We start from the raw sequence: 23,101 nt of genomic DNA, 5'->3' as shown, positions 1-23,101 counted from the left end.
ATTTTATATTACAATTCAAATTACTTTTTGGAATGCAGTTTAATTGTTTGAAAATATTTTGTCTCAGTAAAATAGCAGTAAATAAATTGAAAGCACAAGTATATTAATATAATTATTAAAGAGTGTACTACTAAAGCTGCCTTAAAATAATTTCTTTTCATTTGAAGAAGGATGTATAAGAATCCAAGAGTACTTCCTAAAATTGTTGGTACAAAAAATATAAGTTTAATTTGAAATGATATGATTTTTTTCATCTCTAAACCGGTAATACCAATTCCACGTAATTTATTATAGGTATCCAATGTATCGTCTATTTCTGAAAATAACTTAAAACTTAAAATACAGCCGCAGGATATAAAAAATAACACTCCAATAAAAAGCATTATAAATAAAAAGAAAAGATTTTGTGCTTTCAAAATTTCATAGGTATTGTATTTTGAAACTGATTTTGCAGAACTATTTAATTTCTTTTCGTATTTCATACCCATAGTCCAATTCTTTAAGTTTATAGCATGATAGGTTTTTATAAAATTAGGGCTTTTATTTTTTATTATATTGGTATAATCATCATCGCTTATAATGAGCATATGCATGTTTGAAGCATTAGAGTTTATTATAATTTGCCAGATTTCATAGGAATAAGATAATTCATATTTATTATTAAAATCATCAGATAGCAAAATACTTCCTCTATGCCAAGGTGAACTTTCTGGTATGCTGCGTGAAGTTAGAGTTATAAATTGTCCGTCAGGTACATGTATATGTTTATTTGCAAATTTATTAAACTGGCTTTGAGATATTATATTTATTTTTGAGGATTTGTTTCTTAAATTAAGCGTTATAAATTGCAGTTTTTTTTCTATTAAAATGTCATTAGTATTTACTAAATTTGCTAGAGAATTAGAATTTTCAATGTACACTAAATCATATGGATTTTCAATGTTTACTTCTTTTGGAGTTTCAACGTAAGAAGAGTAGGCAAGTCCAATAAAATAAATGGCAATGCAGCTCAAAATAGAAAGTATAAATATTATTTTTTTATTTTTATCAAATTTATAACTTATTTCTGTAATGGTTAGTAGATTTCTATGATAGAAGCTTTTTTTTCTTTTAGTTATCCACAAAGTCAGATTTCCAAGGCAAGTTATCAACAAGTAAGTACCAGAAAAACATAATACTGTGGATAAAATAAGTCTATTATTTTTTGAAAAGTATATTATCACGTATGATAATATCACGGTAGATAATCCCAATACTGCTAAGTAAGCGTAGTTTGAGCCTTTGGATTTTATAAATGCACTTTTGCATATATTATTTATTTTACTTGAAGTAAATCTGTTTATAATTAGAACTACAACGAAAATAACTATAAAAGAGCATGTAGTAAGCAAATAGTTTTTGTAGCTAAGGTTAAAAGCTAAAACATTGAGATTTAGTATTTTAGTAACTATCATAAAAAAAGTCTTCCAAAAACGGAACCAGAAATTAAACCAGTGAGCAAAGAAGAAACAGCAATAAATAAATTTTCAAATAGTATTAATTTTTTAATATCATGTTTATTCATGCCAAGTATTGAATAAAGCTCAAATTCTTTTTTTCTGCAGTTAATAAACGAGACATGGGAATAGCTCATAAAAACTATAGAAAATAGTATAAGAGCGATTAATGAAGAATATATCATTGTTTTAATAGCTGTGCCTTCTTTACCAAAACTAGTTATACTGCGGTTTATATCGTTATTTAAAATTAAAGTAGTATACATAAAAAATACAGTTATAGAAAAGCTGCAGCATAAAAAATAAGATAAAAACTTTTTGAAGTTTGCTTTGAAGGTTTTAATTATGATGTGATTAAAATTCATAGGATACTCCTCCCAAGATAGCTTCATAATCAAGGATTGTATCTAAAAATTCTTTTCTATTGTGTTTTTTTATAAGTTCAGTGCTTGTCATGCCATCTTTAATAAAAATAATTCTACTGCAAAAGCTTGCGGCGAATGGGTCATGAGTAACCATTATTATAGTACTCTTATTATTTTCATTTATTTTCTTAAAACAATTCATGATTGAATTAGAAGACTTTGAATCAAGATTTCCAGTTGGTTCATCTGCCATAACAAGCAGTGGATTGTTAACTAAGGCACGGCATACAGCAGTTTTTTGCTTTTGTCCACCAGAAACTTCGTTTGGATATTTGTTTTTTATATTATAAATATCAAAAAGTTTCATTAGTTCATCAGATTTATCATTTAAAAGCTTTTCTTCTTTCTTATCTAAAATCATTGGAAGCATAATATTTTCTTTTAAAGATAGGCTGTCCATAAGCTTAAAATCTTGAAAAACGAAACCTAATTTATGTCTTCTAAAAAGTGATAAATCGTCATCATTTAATTTATTTATGTCTTCATTATTAATTTCAACTGTTCCAGAGGATGGCTTTTCTATACCAGAAAGAAGTTTTAAAAGTGTGCTCTTGCCGCTCCCAGAAGCCCCCATAATACCAACAAACTCTCCAACCTCGATTTTAAGATTTACGCCTTCTAGTGCATGTGCCTCATTTGCGCTGTTTTTCTCACTATAAACTTTAGTAAGGCCATTTGTAATTAATATACTCATAATATGATTTCACCTACTTTCACCATATATATTAAATCATATCTAAAAAAGTATCTATTGAAGTAGTTTTTATTAATCTTTCATTTTTGCAAGATAAGAAATGGTAACTTCAGTACCTTTTGAAATTTCAGAAGTTATACTTATTGTGTGACCTAAGTTTTCACATATGGTATGGCAAAGGTACAAACCAATTCCTGTTGAATTTTTGCATTTTCGACCGTTTTCTCCTGTAAAAAATGCATCAAATACTCTATTCAAATCCCAGGCAGGTATTCCGATACCTTCATCTTTTATGGTTAAATAAATTTTGTTCTTAATTTCCTTTGTAATAAAATATATATACTTAGTTTCTTTTGGTGATTTCGAGTATTTTATTGCGTTGGATATTATCTGGCCTATGAGAAATTCGTTCCATTTTTCATCTGAAAGCATCCATATATCTTCAGAGTGAAGCTGTAACTTTGGATAAACATTGTTATATATAAATTCATCACTTCTTTGGGATATAATTTTTTTCAGTGATTGAGCAAGATTTGATTCCGTAGGTATATAATCTTTAGAAAATTCATTGAGTCTGAACATTGTAAGTATGTTGTTTAAGCTTGAATATATTTTTTGAGTTTGACTTTTTATAGGTGAAGCTGATTTTTCTGCAATTAAATCTATGACATTTAAATTTCCTTTTATGTTGTGGATCCATTGGGATATGAATTCTCTTTCTTTTTTTATATCACTTTTGGTTATTTTTAATTCCCTCATGTAATTCTCATGGAGGCCTTTAATTGCGTACAAGGTTAACTTTTGCTGTTGGATGCGAGTTGAAATATTATAGTAAGGATTTTTTATTATGTCATTTAGACTTGCAATAAAGCCAGTATATTTAAACCATTCTATTAAAATAAAAATTAAGTACAGAAAAATAGAAATACTTAAAGGATAAAGTATTTCAGCTTTTTCTTTATTCAAAAGATTAAAAAATAATATTATAAAAGAGCTATTTAAGAAGAAGATTGTTGAGATTAGATTGTCATTAACAAAACATGAAATTTGAGAACTTTTATTCATCTTGTTCACCTTCAATTACGTTAGAATTGAGCATATAACCAACACTTCTTTTGGTCTTTATAATTTCTTTTAAACCTAGTATTCCAAGTTTGTTTTTAACCCGTGTGATGTTTACAGACAAATTATTATCATCAACGAAAGAACCCGTGTCCCATAAATCTTTTATAAGAATTTCCCTTGTAACTATTTTATTTTTATTTTGCATTAGATTTTTTAGTAGTCTAAATTCATTTTTAGTAAGTTCAACAAATTTATCTTTGTAGGTAAGTCTAAAAGTACTTTCATTTAAAAGCAGTTTTCCTACGGTATAGAACTCACAGCTTGTTTCTTTTTTTGTGTCATAAACTCTCCGTAAAACTGCTCTAATTTTTGCTGCTAGTATTTCAAAACTAAAGGGCTTAGTTATATAGTCATCTGCGCCAAGTTCAATTCCCATGACCTGTTCCATTTCCTTATCTTTAGCAGATACTATTATAATTGGTATATCAGAGGTCTTCCTTAATTTTCTGCATAGGTAGTATCCATCATTGTATGGTAAGTTTATATCTAGTAAAATTAAGTTAGGACAGCTTTTATATATTCCATCCTCAATGTTTTTAAAGTCTTCTATGATTTCACAGTCAAATCCCATGTTTTCAAGTTTTTCTTTCATAATCAAACTTAATTCGTAATTATCTTCAACAATTGTTATTTTAGTCATGAAAATCCACCACCTTTGTATTATAATAATATCATAAAACTTATAAGAGAAGAAAAGGAGGAACAGAAAATGAAGCTTCTTAGAACTATAGGCGGGATAATAGTATTTTTTGGGTCTTAGGACTTGTATTTAGAATAGGTGGATTTTTAATACACTGGTTACTAGTAGCTGCGGTTGCAGTTTTTATATATGACTTTATAACGGGAAAGAAAAGATAAGCTGAAAAATTCATGAAAAAGGGGCTGTCGCATTAAATATAAAAAATAGTGACATCCCCTTAATTGCTTTTTGAAATATAAATTTTGTAGAAAAAGTAAAGAGGATACTAGATAATGCAATATTTTATGCTTAAGGTTTATAAAACTTTTATGAATTTTTATGTATTGTTTAATTAAGTATTGATTTTATTATAAAAATTTGGTACTAATATTATATACAATGTTAAATAAATCCTATAAATATATATTCTTGTATATTTTTATATATTTTTTAAAAAGCTATTGTCGTTATTTACAGTATTTTGAGTTTTTATCCTAATTAATAAAAGAAATTTACCGAAAAACAAGGGGATAGAGTCATTATTCTAGAAGAGAACTAAGAGTGAAAAGTTAGTAGATTTATATCAAAGGAATCTTTAGTGGTATCACTTTGTAAAATTGCTTAGTTTTACATAGGCTCATCTGGATTTTATATAACTTTGTATTAAATTTATAAATAAAAATTAGGGGGAAGAAATTTGAAAATTTTTGAGAGAATCAAAAGAAAAAATGCCAAATCAGAACATAGGAATGAAGAGGTCAAGAAGAGTATTCAAAAAAATACTAATAGTGAGGTGAATGCTGAACTTTGTAGTAATTTGGATGATTATGGACAAGAAATATCAGCCGCTCTATCTCAGTTATCTGAATTTAGCGATAGCCAAGCAGCAAATATAGAACAATTTTCTGCTGCACTTCAACAGATATCTAGTGGTGTTCAGCAAACTTCTCAAAATACAGAAAAATCGTCTGAATTTGTGACCAGTGTAAAAAATTCTGTTGAGGTACTTGTTGAATCAATTGAAGAAGTTGCAGCCGCTTCAGGAAATATGACAAATGAGTCTCAAAAAGCTCAGAGTGCTGCCGAGGATGGAAAAAAAGTAGTAACGAATGCTATAAATGCAATGAATAATGTATCTACAAAAATAAGTGACTTAGTGGATTATATGACAGCTTTAGGTCAGGCTACAGAAGAGATAGGCAAGATTGTATATATGATAAATGGCATAACAAACCAAACTAATATGCTTGGATTAAATGCCAGTATAGAAGCTGCTAGAGCAGGTGAATATGGTAAGGGATTCGCAGTAGTAGCTAAATCGATAAAAGAATTGTCAGATAAAAGTAAAAGTGCAACTGACGGAATAAGCAAATTAATCATAGATATACAAAATAGAATTAATGAAGCTGTAGATAAATCAAGAGAGGGACTCTCAGAACTTAAATCAGGAATAAATTTAGTAGAGGCAAGTGGAACATCTATAGAAAATATAATAGAGGTAGTAAATAAAACTTATGAATATTCTAATTCTATCACTGAAAGTACTAAGTTACAAAATGAATCAAGTAAAGGTATAGCAAAATACATGGATGAATTAAATGAAAATATTTCAGAAATAGCTTCTACAACTATGCAGGAATCTTCTGGAATGCAGGAGGTAACAGCTGGTATTGAAACAATTAAAGAAAACGTAGATGAACTAGCTTCTGGAATTAAAGAAATAAATGAACTTTCACAATATATTGTTGATAATTCAAATAAGTTAAAAAGTAATCTAGAAAAATAATTTAAATACTTGGAGGGAAGAAATATGAGCTATGATGTACTTAATGATTTGTTTGATAAAATAGGAAAGGTTACACAATTGACTGATATAGCTTATCATGAGATAAGAAATGGAAGGTTAAATCCAGTGCATAAGACTAATACAGATGTGTTAGGAATTGATAAGTGGAAAAAAGGACATGCTGAAAATCCGGTTTATATTGATAAAACACTGGTTCTAAGACAGATAATTAATGGTGCTAAATATATACATATTGATAATACGAAAGAAGATAAGAGATCTTCTGAAGCTTTTTTCTTTTTCGGTGTAGATAGTATATTAATTGTACCTGTACATGACAAAAGTAAAGCTCAAATAAAGGGAATAGTATGTATTGTTTCAATTAATAAACTTCATAATTTTTCTGATGAACAAATAAATAAATGTTTAGAATTAGTAAAGAATTATGAAGACTTAATATAATGGGAGATGTATTATTTTGAGAATATCTGATGCGATTTTAAAATATTTGAAGATGCTTGATGTCAAATATATTTTTGGACTACCAGCTGGAACTGTGAGTCCACTCTACGATGCAATGAATGATGAAGATATAAAACCAATTGTTGCTAAGAACGAAGGCGGAGCTGCATATATGGCTGCAAGATACTCGAGTATATCTGGAAATTTAGGTGTTTGTATTGTGGCTGGAGCGTAGGAATAAATAATATGATAAACGGTATTGCAGATGCGAATAGAGCAAAGGCTCCTGTGCTTGTTATTTCTGGGTATGTTAATAGGTGGCAAATAGGTAAAGGTGCTTTACAGGAATTAAATACCGAAGATATACTAAAGCCTATCACGAAATATAGTAAAACTGTAGTTGATGAAACACAGGTAATTAGTGCCGTAAAAAAGGCTATAGAAATAGCATTAACACCACCATATGGTCCTGTTCATGTTTCAATTCCATTGGATGTCCAACTGTTAGAATGTAAGGATGATTTTAAATGGGAATTTATAAATAACTATAAAAAAGTTCTACATTACGATGCTGCAGCTGTGAAGGATGCCATTTCAGTAATTAATAATTGCAAATCTGGTATTGTAATGGTTGGAAAGGGATGCAGAAAGGTAAAAAATGAAGTTAAGGAATTAAGTAGTCATCTTAATTGGCCAATTGTAACAACTCCTGAAGGTAAAGGAATCGTGTCTTCAGATTTTGCGCTTAATTATGGAAACTTTGGATATTCTAGTACTGATGCGGCTTCAAATTTAGCATATTCAAAGGAAATAGAATGTCTTTTAATTTTAGGTACAAGCCTTGGAGAAGCTTCTACTTGTAATTTTAATGAGGAACTTGTAAAAGGTAAGAAGGTAATTCATGTAGATTGGGATTCAAAGGAATTAGGAAAGGTATTCGACGAAGATATAAAAATTAATGGAGATTTAAGATGTGTTTTACCGGAATTAATAAAAGGTACGGATTCAAAGAATCAACTTAATATAAAAAGACCTGAATTAAATTCTCCATATGTAAACAATCATACAGGTTTATCTTTAAGATTATTTTTAGATCAAATTACAGGCTTACTGCCAGATGATACTATGTATCTTTCTGACTTAGGCGAATTTATGAATTTTGTGTTCAAATATTTAAATGTACCAGCAGAAGGAGATTTTGAAGTTAATCTTAACTATGCTGCTATGGGATCAAGCATTGCTGGTGCCATTGGCGCTTATTTATCCCAAAATAAAAGGAGAACTGTTGCAGTATTTTCAGGTGATGGATCCTTCTTTATGAATGGTATGGAGATTTTAACAGCTAAAGAATATAAGCTTCCAATTATATATTTCATAATAAATAATTCAATGCTTGCTTATGTAGAACATGGACACAAGTTTTTATATGGAAGAGGTCTTGAGGTATTTAAACAACAAAGAATTTCTATATCTGAATTTATGAAAGCGGCTGGTGTAAAAGCTATGAGCATAAGTGATATAAAAGATATATCTAATATTAAAGAATTCACTGCTAATTTAGATGGCCCTTGTGTTATTGAACTAATAACTGATGGAACTGAACCAGCGCCTATAATGGATAGATTAAAGTCTTTAAAGAACGAATAAAAAATAGGGTAAATACTTCTATGACAAAATAAAAGTATTTATCCTATTTTCTTAATATTGTGAAGTTAAATATGTCTTATAGCTTATAGGACATCATCATATTGCTACTGCCTATTCCGGTTCCTCCAAATACTATGAGATCACCTTCATTAATAAGTTTCTTATCAAGAGCGTCTTTTAATGCGAACATCTCACAGCATAAACCTGTATATCCTATTTCAGGAGTAAGGAAGTTATACTTATTTTTGTAATCTTCAACATTTAGCTTTTCTAAAGTATCTACTATCATTTTTTCAACAAACTGTGACATGATAAAGAATTTAACATCAGCTATTTTATATTTTGTATTTGCAATAGTATTCTTTATCATGCTTGCCCATATAGTTGGATATTCAGATGTATCAAAAGGATATGATTTTAATTTGCCTTCTTCTTTATCTGTTGAAGCTGATCTCCAGTAACTTGAAAATCCATGTATTGGGTTTTGAGTAGCATCATGAAATCTAGAATCAGTTTGGCATTCCGTAGATAATATGCCTCTTTCAAAGTCTTCTTCTTTAGCTTCTAGAAGAATAGATACAGCAGCATCGCTCATAGTGGCATATGAAAGAGCATCATCTTGTCTAGAAAAAGCACTCATTAGTGTACTTGCAACAACTAAAGCTTTCTTATATTTTGGATTTCCTTTTAAAAGTGTACTTGCTAAGTTTATAGCAAGTACAGCACCCATGCAATCAGCATTAATATCAAAAGCTAATGCATCATTTTTTGCTCCTACTGCGTGATGTATTTTTATAGCATTAGATGGAGTTAAATACTCTGGAGTATTAGAAGCAAATATTATAATGTCTATATCTTCAGCTTTTACATTAAAATTTTTAAGTGCTTCTAAAGACGCTTTAGTTCCCATTGTAATCACATTTTCATCATTGGAAGCTTTGTATCTATATTTTCTATTTATTGAGGCTAAAAGATTTCTAATATCGATATCTTGCTTATCAAAATGCTCTATATATTTTTCGTTTCCTATTTTATTTCCAGGAAGATAAGTTTCGATACCTTTAATTAAAGTATTTCTAAACATTTAATCACCAGCTCTTTTAAATTTTAGCTTTTAGTATCCTTGTGAATTTAACCATTCTTCGCATTCTTTAGTATCTGTAAAAGCTTTTTGAGCAAGTCCAGATTTTTTAGAAGCCATATTTAACTGCATCTTAACAACAGCACTATCAACTATTATAGCGCCTCCAAAAAAACCTTTACTTTTACAATTTTCTAAAAGGTTATTCATTTTTTCTGAAATTGCAGATGCTTTAAATTGTCTTAAATCTGTTATACATGCCCATTTATGCCCCTTGAACACTGGAATCATTTTATCCATTACATCTTCTGTAAATCTTTCAATATCTGCTTCCTTCCATAGCCCGATCGTTGTCTGATACAATCTGTTTTTTATAGGATCTGCTTTAAGTTCGTACTTACCTTCCTTATCTTTGATTACACTAGAACCATTAACATTTTCAATTACATTATTACTCATCTCATATATCTCCTTTACACTTAAGTATATTTTTATACATAACTATAATTCTGCGCAAAAATACAAAATCCTTCCTAAAGAAATAAAAAATGATAAATAAAAACAAATAACGTCAGTTTATGAAAATTTATAACAAGTTTTTATCAGGAGTGACTAATATTTTTATATGCTTCTTTTTTTCTGCGCCAGCTAATATTTCAAACCCTTCTTTTACAAGATCATCTAGGTGAATTTTTTTAGTAATCCATCCATTAGCTTTTATTTTTCCGTTACCCATAAGTGAAATTGTTGAAGGATAGTTATTTCTATATCCCATAGTTCCAACAATTTTTTTCTCAGTAAATACTAGCAAATTAGGATTGAATTTAATATCATTTTCCCAGACGCTTGTTACTACTAATGTTCCGTCAGATTTTAAACTGTTTAATCCTGCTAAAAAGCATGATTCGGCACCAGTTGTTTCAAAAACAGCATCAACGCCTTTACCTCCAGTTAATTTTTTAATTGTAGAAGGGATATCAACTTCATTTGGATCTAAGATTATATCAGCACCAGCATTTTTAGCATATTCTTGTCTTATGGATTTTCTTTGAAGACAGGCTACGAAGCTTGCACCAGCGGCTTTAAGGCATTCTATTGTACCAAGACCTATAGGACCGGCACCTAAGACTAAGGCAGTTTCTCCAATTTTAAAGTTTGCTCTAGCTATAGAATGCATTCCTACTGTGATTGGTTCTACTAATGCAGCTTTATCAAAGGAAAGCTCATCTGGAATTTTATGTATGAATCTCTCTGGAAGTGAGGCATATTCAGCAAAACCTCCTCCAGTGCCGCAAATTCCATATGCTCCAACAGACCAGCATAAATTGTATTTCCCTTCTAGGCATGCTGGACATTTGCCGCATACTACCATAGGCTCTCCGACTACTCTATCACCGACTTTTATGTTTTTAACATTTTCACCTATTTCAACTACTTCACCCGAAAATTCATGGCCTAATATAACCGGAGCAGTAGTTTTGCTTAAAGGATGAGGATGTTCTACTGGAATCAATATAGGGCCAGCTAGATACTCATGCAAGTCTGAACCGCATATTCCACACCATTTAACCTTAATTTTCACAATGTCAGATGAAACTGTTGGTTCTTTTGTTTCTTCTATTCTTACGTCCTTTCTGTTATACCATAAAGCAGCTTTCATAAATTTTCCTCCTTACATAATTTAATTTATGGGGTTGTTGCACTAAGAAATTAGTGTAAGCCTCTTTTTTAACAAAAAAATGCAGTTTTTGATCAAAAACTCGGGAAAAGGCGCATTTTTGTTAAAAATTTGGCATAAGAAGATTATACTATTTATGGCGTGTGTTATCAAACAATACTTATATTAGCATGATAACAAATCAACGTATCTAAAGGGAGCTTTATCTAATATGGTAAGTTTGCAAGAAAAGCTGCCTAAAAAAGAGCCTGTATTAATGATTTTAAAAATCGCTAATACAGGCTCTTTAAGTTAGTTTATTTTTATTTAAGGCTATGTTTTAAAAGAATGTTGATTTTTGCATTTATTTAACAAAGCATTAGTTAAAAGTATTGTAGATAGCTCTTACGGCTTTTTCAAAATCAGCATTTTCTACACCAACGGTCACATTTATTTCGCTGGAGCCTTGATCTATCATTCTAATATTTACTTTTTCACCCGAAAGTGCAGAGAATATTTTTGACGCTATTCCTGTACTTTTGGCCATACCGCGTCCAACTGTGGCGACCAGGGCCATATTAGGATGTACTTCTATTGAGTCAGGACTGCATTGTCTTTTTATTTCGTCTATTACTTTTTCACATTTGTTTTTAAGTTGTGAGTCCTCAATTACAAGTGAAACAGAATCTACACCGGAAGGCATGTTTTCGAAAGATATCCCATACATTTCAAGTATAGAAAGAAGTCTTCTGCAGAATCCAATTTCTGAATTTAAAAGAGCTTTTTCTATTGCAATTACAGTAAAGTCTTTTTTTCCTGCAATACCTGTTATAGTTCCAAAGCGGGCAGGTTCTTCAGTATCATTGACAATTAAAGTACCGACATCTTCTGGCCTATTTGTGTTCTTTATATTTATAGGAATACCAGCATCACGTACTGGGAATATTGCTTCCTCGTGCAAAACAGTGGCCCCCATATAAGAAAGTTCTCTAAGCTCCTTGTAAGTTACTTTTTCTATTGTTTTAGGGTTTTCTACTATTCTAGGGTCGGCCATTAAGAAGCCAGAAACATCTGTCCAGTTTTCGTATAGATCAGCACCTATTGCTGAAGAAATAATTGAGCCTGTTATGTCTGAGCCACCGCGAGAAAAAGTTTTTATATTTCCATCTGTATCACAGCCGTAGAAGCCAGGTATAACTGCTTTGTCATATTTTAAGACAGTTTCTCTTATGCTCTTATATGTTTTGTTTTCATCAAAATTGCCAGATGCATCAAAAAATATTACTGTTGCTGCATCTATAAATTCGGCACCTAAATATTTAGCAAGTACTACACCGTTAAGATATTCTCCTCTGCTGGCAGCATAATCACTGGAGGCACCATTTTCTATGTCCTTTCTTACTTTTTCAAGATATGTATCTATGTTTACATCTATGTTAAGCTCATTCACAATTTCTTTATATCTTTGAGATATAAGTTTGAATACATCATCAAAAGGTATTCCATTTTGTACATGAGCATGACAAAGGTATAAAAGATCAGTAATTTTGTAATCTTTACTGTTTCTTTTACCTGGGGCTGAAGGTACAACGTATTTTCTGCTGCTATTACCTTCTATTATTGATTTAACTTTTTTAAATTGATTTGAGTCTGCAAGAGAGCTACCTCCAAATTTTGTTACTATAAGCCTGTTCATTTTAACCACCCTTTTTAATATTGTTTGATTTAAGGATTATCGTGCGGAAACTTAAGTTATACATGTTTCAAAATGATATGTTCAAGGAATTAGAGACATGCATAGCTTTAGTTGAGGCATTAATCCTATATATAAAAAACTTTCCCCTATAAAATAAATGTGTGTGTTTTTTTAAATCTTTTAATGATTATTTATATATTATACTATGGTAACTTATAAAGTAAATAGTAATAACTGAATTGGTGCTTAAAAGTGAGCAGAATAGCCATTCTTATATTTCAAAAAGATTCTGAAGTTAAGTATGAGCATTGAATAAATATTCAGCATGTGTTTTGATGACGTACAGGTGTAATAGATAGGTAAATAGGTGAATTTGATTTTAAATTTAAAATTAAAGTAAAATGCAATTGAAATTAAAGCAAAACTGTTTTAACATTTAAATGTAAACGTTAATATTACATATGAATTGGGGGACTATGAATGGAAACTACTTTAAAAGTTAAAAATGTAACTGAACTTTTACTTGAATTTTCTAATAAGAATTTACAAAGCTATTATTCTAAGCGGTTAAATTTTAAGGGTGTGAATGAAAATGACGTATATAATATTACAGCTCCATTTAAATATGGGCAGGACACTCTAATAGTTGGACGAGTTGAAAAAAGAGATAGTGAGAATTCAGAAGCAGTATTTTTTAAAAGTGTAGGTAATGATATATGGGTTAAAAAGGATGACATGCCTATTTTAAAGCTCCAAGATCCGTTTATAACAAAAGTTAGCAATGAATTTATTTTGGGTGGGGTTGAAATAAGGTACAAACAAGATGATAAAAATAGTATCCTTTATAAAACAGTTTTTTATAAGGGTAATAACTTAAATAGACTTCAGAGGTTTGCAGAAGGCCCAGAACTTATGAAAGATATAAGACTTATACAATTAAATGGCGGAAAGATTTTAGTTTTTACAAGACCTAAAAATGAATTTGATGGTGCAAATATAGGATATTTAATTTTAAATTCTTTAGATGAGTTAAATGCAGAGAATATATTAAAAGCAAAGCTTCTTAAAAATCAATTTATTAAGGATGAATGGGGAGGGGTTAATAGTATTTATAAATTATCAAATGGATTAATTGGAGTTTTAGGGCATATTGCTAAATTTGATAAGGATGGAAACAGACATTATTATTCAACGAGCTTCGCATTTAATGTTTCAACAGGAGAAACATCACCAATGAAAATAATAGCTACAAGGAAAAATTTTAAGGATGGTGATTATAAGAGAAAAGATTTGGTGGATGTAATATTTAGTGGAGGAATTGTGAGAAGAGATGATGGCAAAGCAGAACTTTATTGTGGAGTAAGTGACGCAGAAGCTCACGAAATAGTAATTGATGATCCATTTATACAATATGAAAAATAAGCTTTATGATAAAACTTATTAAATATAATAGAAAAGGAAGGATTCTTATGAATAGTAAATGGATAAAAGAGGTAGGATTGTTATTAACTTTAGTTTTAATTACAACAACTTTTTACGGCTGTGGAGCAAATGGTGATTTGCAAAAAAATACCAATAAAGTAACTTTAAAGGTAGCAACTTATGCAGGTGCCAGTGAATTAAAGGAATATCAAAATCTTGTGAACAAATTAAATGCTAAATCAAAGAATTACAAATTAGTAATTCAAAGTATACCGTCAAATTATTATCAAAAAATTCAAACCATGATATCAGCTAGACAAGCACCTGATTTAATGTGGTTGTCTCAAGAATATATACCTATGTATGCTAAGGTAGGAGCAATCATGGATATAACGAATAAAGCTGAAAAAGATAAAAAAAGTTGAGCTTGAAAATTATTATGCTGGACCCCTTGACACTGCGAAATATAAAGAAAAATTATATGGGCTTCCATGGATAAGTCAGCCAGTTGTTATGTATTATAACAAAGCTTTATTTAAGGAAGCTGGAATAGAAGAACCAAATGGAAGTTGGAAATGGGAAGACTTTGATAATGCTGCAAAAAAACTTACAAAAGATAAAAATGGTGATGGAAAAATAGATCAATGGGGTACGGTAATAGATGGTTGGCCACCAATAAATACATGGGTATGGACGTATGGTGGAGAAACAATTGATAAAAATGGAAGGATAAAATTAGGCTCTCCAGAGGCACTTAAAGGATTAAATATGCTTTCTAAAATGATAAATGTGGACAAAATTTCTCCGGATAAAGAACAAGCTCAAAACATGGGTGATGCTCAGTTATTTGAATCTGGGAAAATAGGTATGTTCTTTGGAGGAGCTGGTGATGACATAGAAAATCAGGTAAATGAAAAATTTAAAGTTGGTATGTCTGAAATACCGTATGAAACTAAAAAGAGTACATTTAGCTGGATTGCATCTACTGTTATATCATCGCAAACTAAAAATAAGGATGTTGCATATGAAGCTTTAGTAGATCTTACAAATGCTATTCAAAAGTGGAAAATAGTTTCGCCTACAAAATCTGGGCTTAGCAATGTAATTAAGGTAAGACCTGAAAAGGCTTATGCTTTAGACGTAATTAAGAAATCATCAGCTTATGCAAGAGGTTTTAACAATCAAGAAAAGGAAGCGGAAATCGATACTGCATTAAGCGATGAATTATATGAACCAATTTTGTACAATAAAAAGACACCAGAGCAGGGGATAAAAGATGCAGTAGATAAGATTAAATCTATTACTGAATAATAATTAAAAAGGTTTTAGCGCACAAGCTACATTAGAAGTGGATTGTGTGCTAAGTTTTAGATTTAAGGAACTTTAAAGGAGTTGTCTGTATGAAAAATTTTTAAAAAAATATGCAGGGTTTTTATTTATATTACCTTGGGTTTTAGGATTCATAATTTTTAAATTAATTCCTATTGTACAAGCTCTTTATTTTGGATTTACAGATTGGAATTCACTTACTGCACCTACCTTTATAGGATTCAAAAACTATATAGATTTGTTTCACGATAACCAGTTTATAAATGCATTAACTGTAACTGCTAAATTTGCAATTTTTTCTGTCCCTTTAGGTATATTGGTATCACTAACATTGGCTGTGTTTCTTAACAATAAAATTAAAGGAATATCTGTTTTTAGGACAATTTTATATTTACCGGCCGTAGTTTCAGGAGTTTCCATAGCCTTGTTGTGGAGATGGATACTTGATAAAAACTTTGGACTTATTAACATGGTATTAGCTAAGATTGGTATAAGCGGACCGGGCTGGCTTTCGGATCCAAATTGGGTTCTGCCATCATATTTATTGATAGCTGTGTGGGGAGCTGGTGGAGGAATATTAACTTATCTTGCAGGACTTCAAGACATACCTAAAACTCTTTATGAAGCAGCTGAAATAGACGGCGCAGGTTGGTTTGAAAAATTTACAAAAATAACAGTTCCTATGCTATCACCAATAATATTTTATAACTTAGTAATGGGTATAGTAGGAGCTTTTAGAAAGTTTAATGATGCGTATATCATAGGTGGCGCTGGAAACCAGGGTAAGTTTTATATGATTTATTTATATGAAAATGCATTTAAATATTTCAAAATGGGATATGCCACTGCTATGGCATGGATATTATTCTTAATAATTTTAATTTTGACCGCATTGGTATTTAAGTCATCAAGTATTTGGGTGTTTTATAGTGGAGAAGTTAGTTCAAGTAAAAAAAGAAGGTTTTCTAAAAAGTTATTCAAAGAAGGAGGCAGGAAAAATTGCAAAATGTAAAGAGGAATTTAGAAAGGCGTAGATCTATATTAATAAGAAATATTTTTATATACCTTTTTTTAATTATATGTTCAATATTGTGCATCTTGCCACTTTTGTGGATGATTTCGACTTCCTTAAAATCAAGTAATATTATATTTCAGGTGCCGCCTGAATGGTTTCCACATAGTTTCCACTGGCAAAATTATGCTAAAGCTGTTACAGAAATAAGTTTTTTAAAATATTTTTGTAATACAACTATTATAACAGCTATAAGAGTTTTTGCAGAGGTTTTTGTATCTGCAATGGTAGCTTATGGATTTGCAAAATTTAATTTTCCGGGAAAAAATATATGGTTTTTGATTTTATTATCTACCATAATGCTTCCAAGTGAAGTTACATTAATACCTGTTTTTAATATGTTTACAAGATTAAATTGGATAAATACATTTCTTCCATTAACAGTTCCTTGCTTTTTTGGAGGCCAAGCTGTATTTGTATTTTTGCTAAGACAATTTTTTATGTGCCAGCCAAATGAATTGATGGAGGCTGCAACTTTAGACGGAGCAAATAAATTTCAAATATTTTATAAAATTTATTTACCAATATCTAAACCGGCATTAATAACTATAGGAATAATGTCATTTCAGGGTTCATGGAATGATCTACTTGGACCTCTTATGTATTTAAATGATAGTAGTAAGTTTACACTTCAACTGGGATTAGCTATGTTTAATGGAGCACAAAAAGTGGAATGGGGACCATTAATGGCAGCGTCCTTATTGGTCTTATTACCGATGCTTATATTATTCTTTACATGCCAGAAATATTTTGTAGAGGGAATAAGTTTTACAGGAACAAAAGGATAAATAAAAATGAATCAATCGTATTGAAGGGTTATCATGTTGAAATTTAATTTTCACATGTTTTCAAGACATTGTGAGATATGTATAAATTAATATTTGAGCTGATAACCTTATAGGAGGCAGAGAAATGAAAGTATATCGCTATGAAAAAAACCCAATAATTAAACCTCAAGATGTAAGACCATATATAGATGGATTCCAAGTTATAGGCACTTTTAATGCAGGAACTGCTAGATATAAGGATGAAACTATACTTCTTTTGAGAGTAGCAGAGAAGCCTATAAATAACAATCCTGAAAAGATAAAAGCTGCATATATGAACCCTGAAACCAATAAAATAGAAGTTAGAGAATTTGATAAAAAGGATAAGAATTATGATTTTTCTGACTCAAGAGTTATAAAAGATAATATAAAGAAAGATGGAAGCTTTAAATATTTGACGTCAATATCCTATATAAGAATTGCAAGAAGCAAAGACGGAAAACAATTTTCGGTAGAAGATTTCCCGTTCATATTTCCGGAAGGTGAACTTGAAGCTTTTGGAATTGAAGATCCAAGGGTGTCTCAAATAGGCGATGTTTACTACATATATTTTAGTGGAGTTTCAAAATTTGGAATAGGTGAAGTAATGATCAAAACAAAAGACTTTAGAAATAAGGAAAATTGTGGTATGATATTTTCACCAGAAAATAAAGATGTTGTAATATTTCCTGAAAAAATAAACGGAAAATATTATGCTCTTAATAGACCGGCATCAAAAAGTGTTGGAGATCCTGAAATTTGGATTTCTGAGTCAGATAATTTGCTATATTGGGGTAATCACAAACACTTAATTGGGCTTAGAAAAAATAAATGGGATAATGGAAGAATAGGGGCTGGTGCTGTTCCTATAAAAACTTCAAAAGGCTGGCTTGAATTATACCATGGAGCAGATAAAAGTGATAAATACTGTATAGGTGCGCTACTTCTTGATTTAAATGATCCAAGTAAGATAATAGCTCGCTGCAATAATCCAATATTGGCACCAAGGATGAATTACGAAACGGATGGATTTTTTGGCAACGTTGTATTTACATGTGGTGCTATATGTGAAGACAATATTATTAAATTATATTACGGTGTATCAGATACTTCTATGGCTTATGCTGAATTTCATTTAGAAGATGTACTGAATTTTATAAATGTGAACTAATAAATTGGTTATAAGGATGATGTATATTATGTCAAAAAAGGTCACTATGAAAGATATTGCAGAAAGCTTAAAATTATCGATAAATGCAGTCTCATTAGTGCTAAATAATAAAAGTGGTGTAAGTGAGAAAACAAGATCACTGGTGTTAAAGACGGCAAATGATATGGGATACTTTGATAGAAAAACTAAGTATCTAAATACATTTGCTAGTAAAAATATATGTCTTTTATTGGAACGTAGATTTTTTAAGGATCCATATTTTTATTCTAAAATAATTCAGGGAATAGAAGATGAAGCTAAAAAAAATAGCATTACTTTAATAGTAAATTTTATTGATCCTGAAAATTATTCCATTCCAATTTGTGTTCAAGAAAAGAAAACATCAGCGGTTATAGCATTGGGCAATATACCAAATCAATACATTGCAGACTTAAAAAAAATGAATTTACCGATGGTTTTAGTTGATAACACTTCTTTTATGGAAAATGTAGATAGTATAGTTTCCAATAATAGTTTTGGAACATATAAAGCTACTAAATATCTCATAGATAAGGGGTTTAAAAATATAGGTTTTTTGGAGATTTGGATTATTCTATTAGTATTAAAGAGAGATATTTTGGATATAATGAAGCATTAAAAGATTTTATGGTAGCTAAAAATATAAATGAGTATACAGGTAGATTTTCAATAACAAGGAATTTGGAGGAATTCGTAATAAAGAGTGATGTAAAGTCTATAATAGAAAAATTGTCTAATATAAAAGAAATGCCAGAAGCCTTTATATGTTCCAATGATAGTGCGGCAATTCAATTAAGCAATGCATTAAATACATTGAAATATAAAATTCCAAAAGATGTTTCTATTATAGGATTTGATGATACAGTTTTGTGCAATATGGTGATGCCAAAACTAACTACAGTTAAAGTAAATAAGGAATTGATGGGAAGGAAAGCTGTACGTAGATTATTATGGAGAATTAACCATAGAGATGAGCCTATAGAAAGCATAATGATGGAAGTAGAGTTGATTGAAAGAGATTCTGTTAGATAGAAAATCGAAATTGCATATACTTTGGGATTAGCAGTTGAACTGATATGGTTATAATGTTATTATTAATCTAGTTTAACTTAAATTATATGTTTATGAGGAGATAATAAATGGAAGAGAAAATTTTGGCTGTAGTAAACGGAAGAGAAATAACAGAAAGAGAACTTGAAGAAATTGCAGAAAGATTTCCACAAGATAGAAAACAGTATTTTGAAGGGGAAGATGGTAGAAAGAGACTTTTAGATGAAGTTATTTCTTTTGAACTTATCTATGAGGATGCAAAGGATGCAGGACTTGAGAATGATGAAATTTATAAAAAGCAAATAGAAGAAGCTAAGAAACAGATACTTACTCAAATGGCAGTAAATAAAGTCATGAATGAAGTAGCAGTTGCAGAATCAGAACTTGAAAGATATTATGAAGCAAATAAAGAAGTATTTCAGGATTCAGAAAAGATAAGTGCAAAACATATACTTGTAAATTCAGAAGAAGAAGCTTTAAAAATAAAGAAGGAAATAGAAGCAGGAAAAACATTTGAGGATGCAGCTGTAGAATACTCAAGCTGTCCATCAAAAGAAAGAGGTGGAGATCTTGGAGCTTTTTCAAAGGGACAAATGGTTCCAGAATTTGAAGAAGCAGCATTTTCTCAAGAGGTTGGAGTAGTTGGCAATCCTGTAAAAACTCAATTTGGATATCACTTAATCAAAGTTGAAGACAAAATACCACCAGCACCAAGAGATTTTGAAAGTGTAAAAGAAGCTATAAGAAAAAGGTTAATGCAGGAAAGGCAAAGCATGAAGTACACTTGGTATATTGATCAGCTTAAGAATAAATATAAAGTTGAAATGAAAGATGCTGCGAAGTAACAGTACTTTGTAGCATTAAAAAAATTCTATAAATCTAAGGTAAAAAAATCGTAAAATCCTAAGATATTTCAATAACTCCCTATCGGTCAAACAGATTGAAATATCTAAGTATTTTACGATTTTTTTACCAAGATTTTTAAGGTGTAAGGGTTATTGATGTAATTTAATGTAACAGGATATTCTTAGTTATCATTATTTTTAGACTTTTCACTTATGTAAATATCAAGTGCTTTGATTCCTCGATTGGCGAGTTTAACAAATAGTACGAATCCGTAAATTCCCATAACTAATAAAACTAGAATAATTATTAGATTAATAAATGTGAACATAGCAGTAGCTTGCATAGTAATCCCCCTCTTAATTTGCTTTATATACAAATATTTTACATGATTTATATAAATCACACAATATAAAATTAATATTGCAAAATAATATCAAATATGATAGCATATTAATAAAATGTATAAGAAAAAAGTAACAATATATTAAAACAGCTATATAAATTTTACACACAATTGTATACAAATACAAATACAAGGGGGAAGCAAAATTGAAAAAATTAATTTTTCATGGAAATGCAATTGTTACAGGCAGAAACTCAATAGAATTTTTAAAAAATGAAAATTTTAATAAGGTATTTATAGTAACTGGTGGAAAGTCAATGTTTAAAAATGGAACCATAGATAAAATTACAAAAATTTTTGAGGATAAGGGCTCAGAGGTATTTGTACATGCTGGAGTGTCTAAAAATCCAGATACGGAAAGCGTAATAAGTGGATTAGAGGATATGAACAAGTTTAAACCTGATGTGGTAATTGCTGCAGGAGGTGGTTCTCCAATAGATGCAGCAAAGGTTATGACATTATTTTATGAATATCCGAAATTAATTTTGGTAATGTATTTGATATATCAATACCTAAAAGAGAAAAATACAGCTTTTATAGCGATTCCATCTACATCTGGAACTGGAACTGAAGTGACTCAGGTATCGGTAATAACTTTTAGAGAGAAAAGTCTTAAACTTGCGATAAAAGCTGAAAGTTTGATACCAGATCTTGCAATACTTGATCCAGCAATAACTATGAGTATGCCGGATAACATAGCAGCAGAAACAGGAATGGATGCTTTGACTCATGCGGTTGAGTGTTATACAAATAATAATCTTGATGACTTTACAGAAAGTATTGCAAAGGGAGCTATTGAAGGTTTAATAAAATATCTTCCACTTTCGTATAAAAACAAAGATATTGAAAGCAGGGAAAAAGTACATAATTTTCAATGCATGGCTGGATGCGCTTTTGCAAATGTTGGACTTGGCATGGTTCACGGAATTTCTCATGCTTTTGGAGGAAGATATAATTTGGGCCATGGACTTACAAATGCCATAGTACTTCCTTATGTTCTTCAATATAATTCAAGAAATATTTTAGTAAGCGATAAGCTTAAATACCTTTCTAAAGTTATAGGAAGTAAAGACATAATAGACGAGATAAAAAATTTAAAGAAGGTTTTAAATATACCTGTATCTATTAAAGAAGCTGGTATAAATAAGGAGACATTTGAAAGAGATATTGAACTTTTAGTTTCTAATTCTATGCTTGGTTCTACTAAGGTAAATCCAGTCTCAATTTCAAAAGGAGAAATGAAAAAAATGCTAATACACATATATGAAGGAAAGGATATAGAAGTATAAATTTATGGGGCTTTAATTATGAAAACTTTATATGTATTTAGGCAAATTTTAGTTTTGTTTTTAATAATGGGAGTTGGGTATTATTCAGCTAAGGTTAAAATACTTGATGATAATGCAACAAGTTGCATTTCAAATTTTATAGTTAGTATTACACTTCCACTAATGATATTAACTTCCTTTAATATTCAATATTCTAGACAGATTTTTTTAACTATAATAAAAATTTTAGTGTTTTCGATAGCAACATTTTATTTTTTCCATGGGATTAGGCAAATTGATTTCATTTAAGTTTGGATATGGGAAAAGAAATATACTGATGTTTGCTGGAATGTTTTCCAACTGTGGCTTTATAGGATTCCCAATTTTAAAAATAATATATGGTTCTAAGGGAGTACTTTATACCTCTATATTTAATTTGGCTTATAACGTGTTTGTATGGACTATCGGAGTATCGATTTTAGATAAAAGCAAAGGAAACTTGAATTACAAAAAAATATTTTTTAATCCCAATATAATGGCTGTTGCTTTTGGAATGCTTTTTATGTTTCTCTATATAAAAATTCCATATACTATAAATTCAGCTTGTAACCTTGTAGGATCTATGACAGCACCGCTTTCAATGGTGGTAATTGGATCTATATTAACAGAAATTCAGTTTAGAGATATTTTTAAAGATTGGTCTCTTTATTATATTTCAATTTTTAGGCTTATTATAATACCTTTTATTATTTATTGTGTATTAAAGCTTATTAAAGTAGATGATTTTGTAATAGGGGTAATAGTAATTTGCGAAGCAATGCCAGCTGCTACACTTTGTCCAATACTCGCCAAAAGCTATAATGAAAATTTTAAGTATGCTTCAAAAATAGTATTTGTAACAACAGTTTTATCCATAATTACTATACCAGCTGCGATTGTACTTTTGAAAATATAGAATTATTTTAGGA

At 30.0% G+C, this 23,101-nt stretch carries 27 protein-coding genes; 17 read left to right on the top strand and 10 right to left on the bottom strand.

Features of this window, described 5'->3' with window-relative positions; all coding sequences use genetic code 11:
- Positions 1–20: 20 nt before the first annotated feature.
- The 5 genes from AGR56_RS06650 to AGR56_RS06630 all read right to left on the bottom strand — a co-directional run bounded on the left by AGR56_RS06650 (position 21) and on the right by AGR56_RS06630 (position 4,380).
- Positions 21–1,454 carry a hypothetical protein gene (locus AGR56_RS06650; RefSeq protein WP_053241604.1) on the bottom strand — a complete coding sequence of 478 codons (1,434 nt, stop codon included), beginning with the start codon at positions 1,452–1,454 and terminating at the stop codon, positions 21–23.
- Positions 1,451–1,861 (bottom strand): FtsX-like permease family protein, encoded by a 411-nt coding sequence (locus AGR56_RS06645; RefSeq protein WP_053241603.1) that lies wholly within the window; start codon positions 1,859–1,861, stop codon positions 1,451–1,453. The genes AGR56_RS06650 and AGR56_RS06645 overlap by 4 nt, the downstream gene beginning before the upstream one ends.
- Positions 1,851–2,615 carry an ABC transporter ATP-binding protein gene (locus AGR56_RS06640; protein WP_053241602.1) on the bottom strand — a complete coding sequence of 255 codons (765 nt, stop codon included), beginning with the start codon at positions 2,613–2,615 and terminating at the stop codon, positions 1,851–1,853. The genes AGR56_RS06645 and AGR56_RS06640 overlap by 11 nt, the downstream gene beginning before the upstream one ends.
- Before the next feature lie 72 nt (positions 2,616–2,687).
- Entirely contained in the window at positions 2,688–3,680 is a 993-nt protein-coding gene (locus AGR56_RS06635; protein ID WP_053241601.1) for a sensor histidine kinase, read from the bottom strand.
- Positions 3,673–4,380: a response regulator transcription factor gene (locus tag AGR56_RS06630; RefSeq protein ID WP_053241600.1), complete on the bottom strand. Its 708-nt coding sequence runs from the start codon at positions 4,378–4,380 to the stop codon at positions 3,673–3,675. Before AGR56_RS06630 ends, AGR56_RS06635 begins: the two co-directional genes overlap by 8 nt.
- Positions 4,381–4,484: 104 nt before the next feature.
- Here AGR56_RS06630 and AGR56_RS23335 point away from each other — a divergent pair, with 104 nt between their 5' ends.
- From AGR56_RS23335 to AGR56_RS06615, 5 genes are all read left to right on the top strand, one after another.
- On the top strand, positions 4,485–4,598 hold the full coding sequence (locus AGR56_RS23335; protein ID WP_347460520.1) for a lmo0937 family membrane protein: 114 nt from the start codon (positions 4,485–4,487) through the stop codon (positions 4,596–4,598).
- Positions 4,599–5,116: 518 nt separating this feature from the next.
- On the top strand, positions 5,117–6,205 hold the full coding sequence (locus AGR56_RS06625) for a methyl-accepting chemotaxis protein (protein WP_053241599.1): 1,089 nt from the start codon (positions 5,117–5,119) through the stop codon (positions 6,203–6,205).
- Positions 6,206–6,229: 24 nt separating this feature from the next.
- The gene (locus tag AGR56_RS06620; protein WP_053241598.1) at positions 6,230–6,667 is read left to right on the top strand and encodes a hypothetical protein; all 438 of its coding nucleotides are present in this window, start codon (positions 6,230–6,232) and stop codon (positions 6,665–6,667) included.
- A gap of 16 nt (positions 6,668–6,683) precedes the next feature.
- Positions 6,684–6,902 (top strand): thiamine pyrophosphate-binding protein, encoded by a 219-nt coding sequence (locus AGR56_RS22650; RefSeq protein WP_198149958.1) that lies wholly within the window; start codon positions 6,684–6,686, stop codon positions 6,900–6,902.
- An 11-nt stretch (positions 6,903–6,913) separates the two neighbouring features.
- Positions 6,914–8,314: a thiamine pyrophosphate-binding protein gene (locus AGR56_RS06615; protein ID WP_198149956.1), complete on the top strand. Its 1,401-nt coding sequence runs from the start codon at positions 6,914–6,916 to the stop codon at positions 8,312–8,314.
- A 76-nt stretch (positions 8,315–8,390) separates the two neighbouring features.
- On the opposite strand, the gene AGR56_RS06610 is transcribed toward AGR56_RS06615, so the two are convergent.
- The 4 genes from AGR56_RS06610 to AGR56_RS06595 form a co-directional block, all read right to left on the bottom strand.
- Complete coding sequence (locus tag AGR56_RS06610) at positions 8,391–9,398, bottom strand: 3-oxoacyl-[acyl-carrier-protein] synthase III C-terminal domain-containing protein (RefSeq protein WP_053241597.1); 1,008 nt, start codon at positions 9,396–9,398, stop codon at positions 8,391–8,393.
- A gap of 30 nt (positions 9,399–9,428) precedes the next feature.
- Positions 9,429–9,854, bottom strand: coding sequence for a hypothetical protein (locus tag AGR56_RS06605; protein ID WP_053241596.1), 426 nt, complete (start codon positions 9,852–9,854; stop codon positions 9,429–9,431).
- 127 nt (positions 9,855–9,981) lie between these two features.
- Positions 9,982–11,055, bottom strand: coding sequence for a 2,3-butanediol dehydrogenase (locus tag AGR56_RS06600; RefSeq protein ID WP_053241595.1), 1,074 nt, complete (start codon positions 11,053–11,055; stop codon positions 9,982–9,984).
- Between the two features lie 376 nt (positions 11,056–11,431).
- Positions 11,432–12,748 (bottom strand): aspartate kinase, encoded by a 1,317-nt coding sequence (locus AGR56_RS06595; protein WP_053241594.1) that lies wholly within the window; start codon positions 12,746–12,748, stop codon positions 11,432–11,434.
- 480 nt (positions 12,749–13,228) lie between these two features.
- Between AGR56_RS06595 and AGR56_RS06590 the strand changes: the two genes are divergently transcribed.
- The 9 genes from AGR56_RS06590 to AGR56_RS06555 all read left to right on the top strand — a co-directional run bounded on the left by AGR56_RS06590 (position 13,229) and on the right by AGR56_RS06555 (position 20,461).
- Entirely contained in the window at positions 13,229–14,170 is a 942-nt protein-coding gene (locus AGR56_RS06590) for a DUF1861 family protein (RefSeq protein WP_053241593.1), read from the top strand.
- A gap of 47 nt (positions 14,171–14,217) precedes the next feature.
- Entirely contained in the window at positions 14,218–14,595 is a 378-nt protein-coding gene (locus AGR56_RS22645) for an extracellular solute-binding protein (protein ID WP_053241592.1), read from the top strand.
- Positions 14,567–15,481, top strand: a complete 915-nt coding sequence (locus tag AGR56_RS06580; protein ID WP_084756898.1) for an extracellular solute-binding protein — start codon at positions 14,567–14,569, stop codon at positions 15,479–15,481. The genes AGR56_RS22645 and AGR56_RS06580 overlap by 29 nt, the downstream gene beginning before the upstream one ends.
- Before the next feature lie 256 nt (positions 15,482–15,737).
- Positions 15,738–16,511, top strand: a complete 774-nt coding sequence (locus tag AGR56_RS06575; RefSeq protein WP_198149954.1) for a sugar ABC transporter permease — start codon at positions 15,738–15,740, stop codon at positions 16,509–16,511.
- Entirely contained in the window at positions 16,499–17,359 is an 861-nt protein-coding gene (locus tag AGR56_RS06570; RefSeq protein WP_053241589.1) for a carbohydrate ABC transporter permease, read from the top strand. The genes AGR56_RS06575 and AGR56_RS06570 overlap by 13 nt, the downstream gene beginning before the upstream one ends.
- A gap of 124 nt (positions 17,360–17,483) precedes the next feature.
- On the top strand, positions 17,484–18,548 hold the full coding sequence (locus AGR56_RS06565; protein WP_053241588.1) for a glycoside hydrolase family 130 protein: 1,065 nt from the start codon (positions 17,484–17,486) through the stop codon (positions 18,546–18,548).
- A gap of 28 nt (positions 18,549–18,576) precedes the next feature.
- Entirely contained in the window at positions 18,577–19,185 is a 609-nt protein-coding gene (locus tag AGR56_RS21535; RefSeq protein WP_242851354.1) for a LacI family DNA-binding transcriptional regulator, read from the top strand.
- On the top strand, positions 19,131–19,598 hold the full coding sequence (locus AGR56_RS21530) for a substrate-binding domain-containing protein (protein ID WP_242851353.1): 468 nt from the start codon (positions 19,131–19,133) through the stop codon (positions 19,596–19,598). Before AGR56_RS21535 ends, AGR56_RS21530 begins: the two co-directional genes overlap by 55 nt.
- Positions 19,599–19,705: 107 nt before the next feature.
- Entirely contained in the window at positions 19,706–20,461 is a 756-nt protein-coding gene (locus tag AGR56_RS06555) for a peptidylprolyl isomerase (RefSeq protein ID WP_053241587.1), read from the top strand.
- Between the two features lie 182 nt (positions 20,462–20,643).
- Here the strand turns inward: AGR56_RS06555 and AGR56_RS20740 are convergent, their stop codons facing one another.
- A complete protein-coding gene (locus AGR56_RS20740; protein ID WP_198149953.1) occupies positions 20,644–20,805 on the bottom strand; it encodes a hypothetical protein in 162 nt (53 codons plus the stop codon).
- Positions 20,806–21,011: 206 nt separating this feature from the next.
- Between AGR56_RS20740 and AGR56_RS06550 the strand changes: the two genes are divergently transcribed.
- From AGR56_RS06550 to AGR56_RS06545, 3 genes are read left to right on the top strand one after another with little or no spacing between them, the layout of a single operon-like run.
- The gene (locus AGR56_RS06550) at positions 21,012–22,154 is read left to right on the top strand and encodes an iron-containing alcohol dehydrogenase (RefSeq protein ID WP_053241586.1); all 1,143 of its coding nucleotides are present in this window, start codon (positions 21,012–21,014) and stop codon (positions 22,152–22,154) included.
- A gap of 18 nt (positions 22,155–22,172) precedes the next feature.
- Positions 22,173–22,442 (top strand): AEC family transporter, encoded by a 270-nt coding sequence (locus AGR56_RS21525; protein ID WP_242851352.1) that lies wholly within the window; start codon positions 22,173–22,175, stop codon positions 22,440–22,442.
- Positions 22,429–23,088 carry an AEC family transporter gene (locus tag AGR56_RS06545; RefSeq protein ID WP_242851351.1) on the top strand — a complete coding sequence of 220 codons (660 nt, stop codon included), beginning with the start codon at positions 22,429–22,431 and terminating at the stop codon, positions 23,086–23,088. Before AGR56_RS21525 ends, AGR56_RS06545 begins: the two co-directional genes overlap by 14 nt.
- Positions 23,089–23,101: the final 13 nt, after the last annotated feature.

The sequence above is a fragment of the Clostridium sp. DMHC 10 genome (genome assembly GCF_001270375.1).
GTDB lineage: Bacteria > Bacillota > Clostridia > Clostridiales > Clostridiaceae > Clostridium_S > Clostridium_S guangxiense.
The sequence above is the reverse complement of the archived record's forward strand: the minus strand, read 5'-3'. Positions and strand labels throughout refer to the sequence as shown.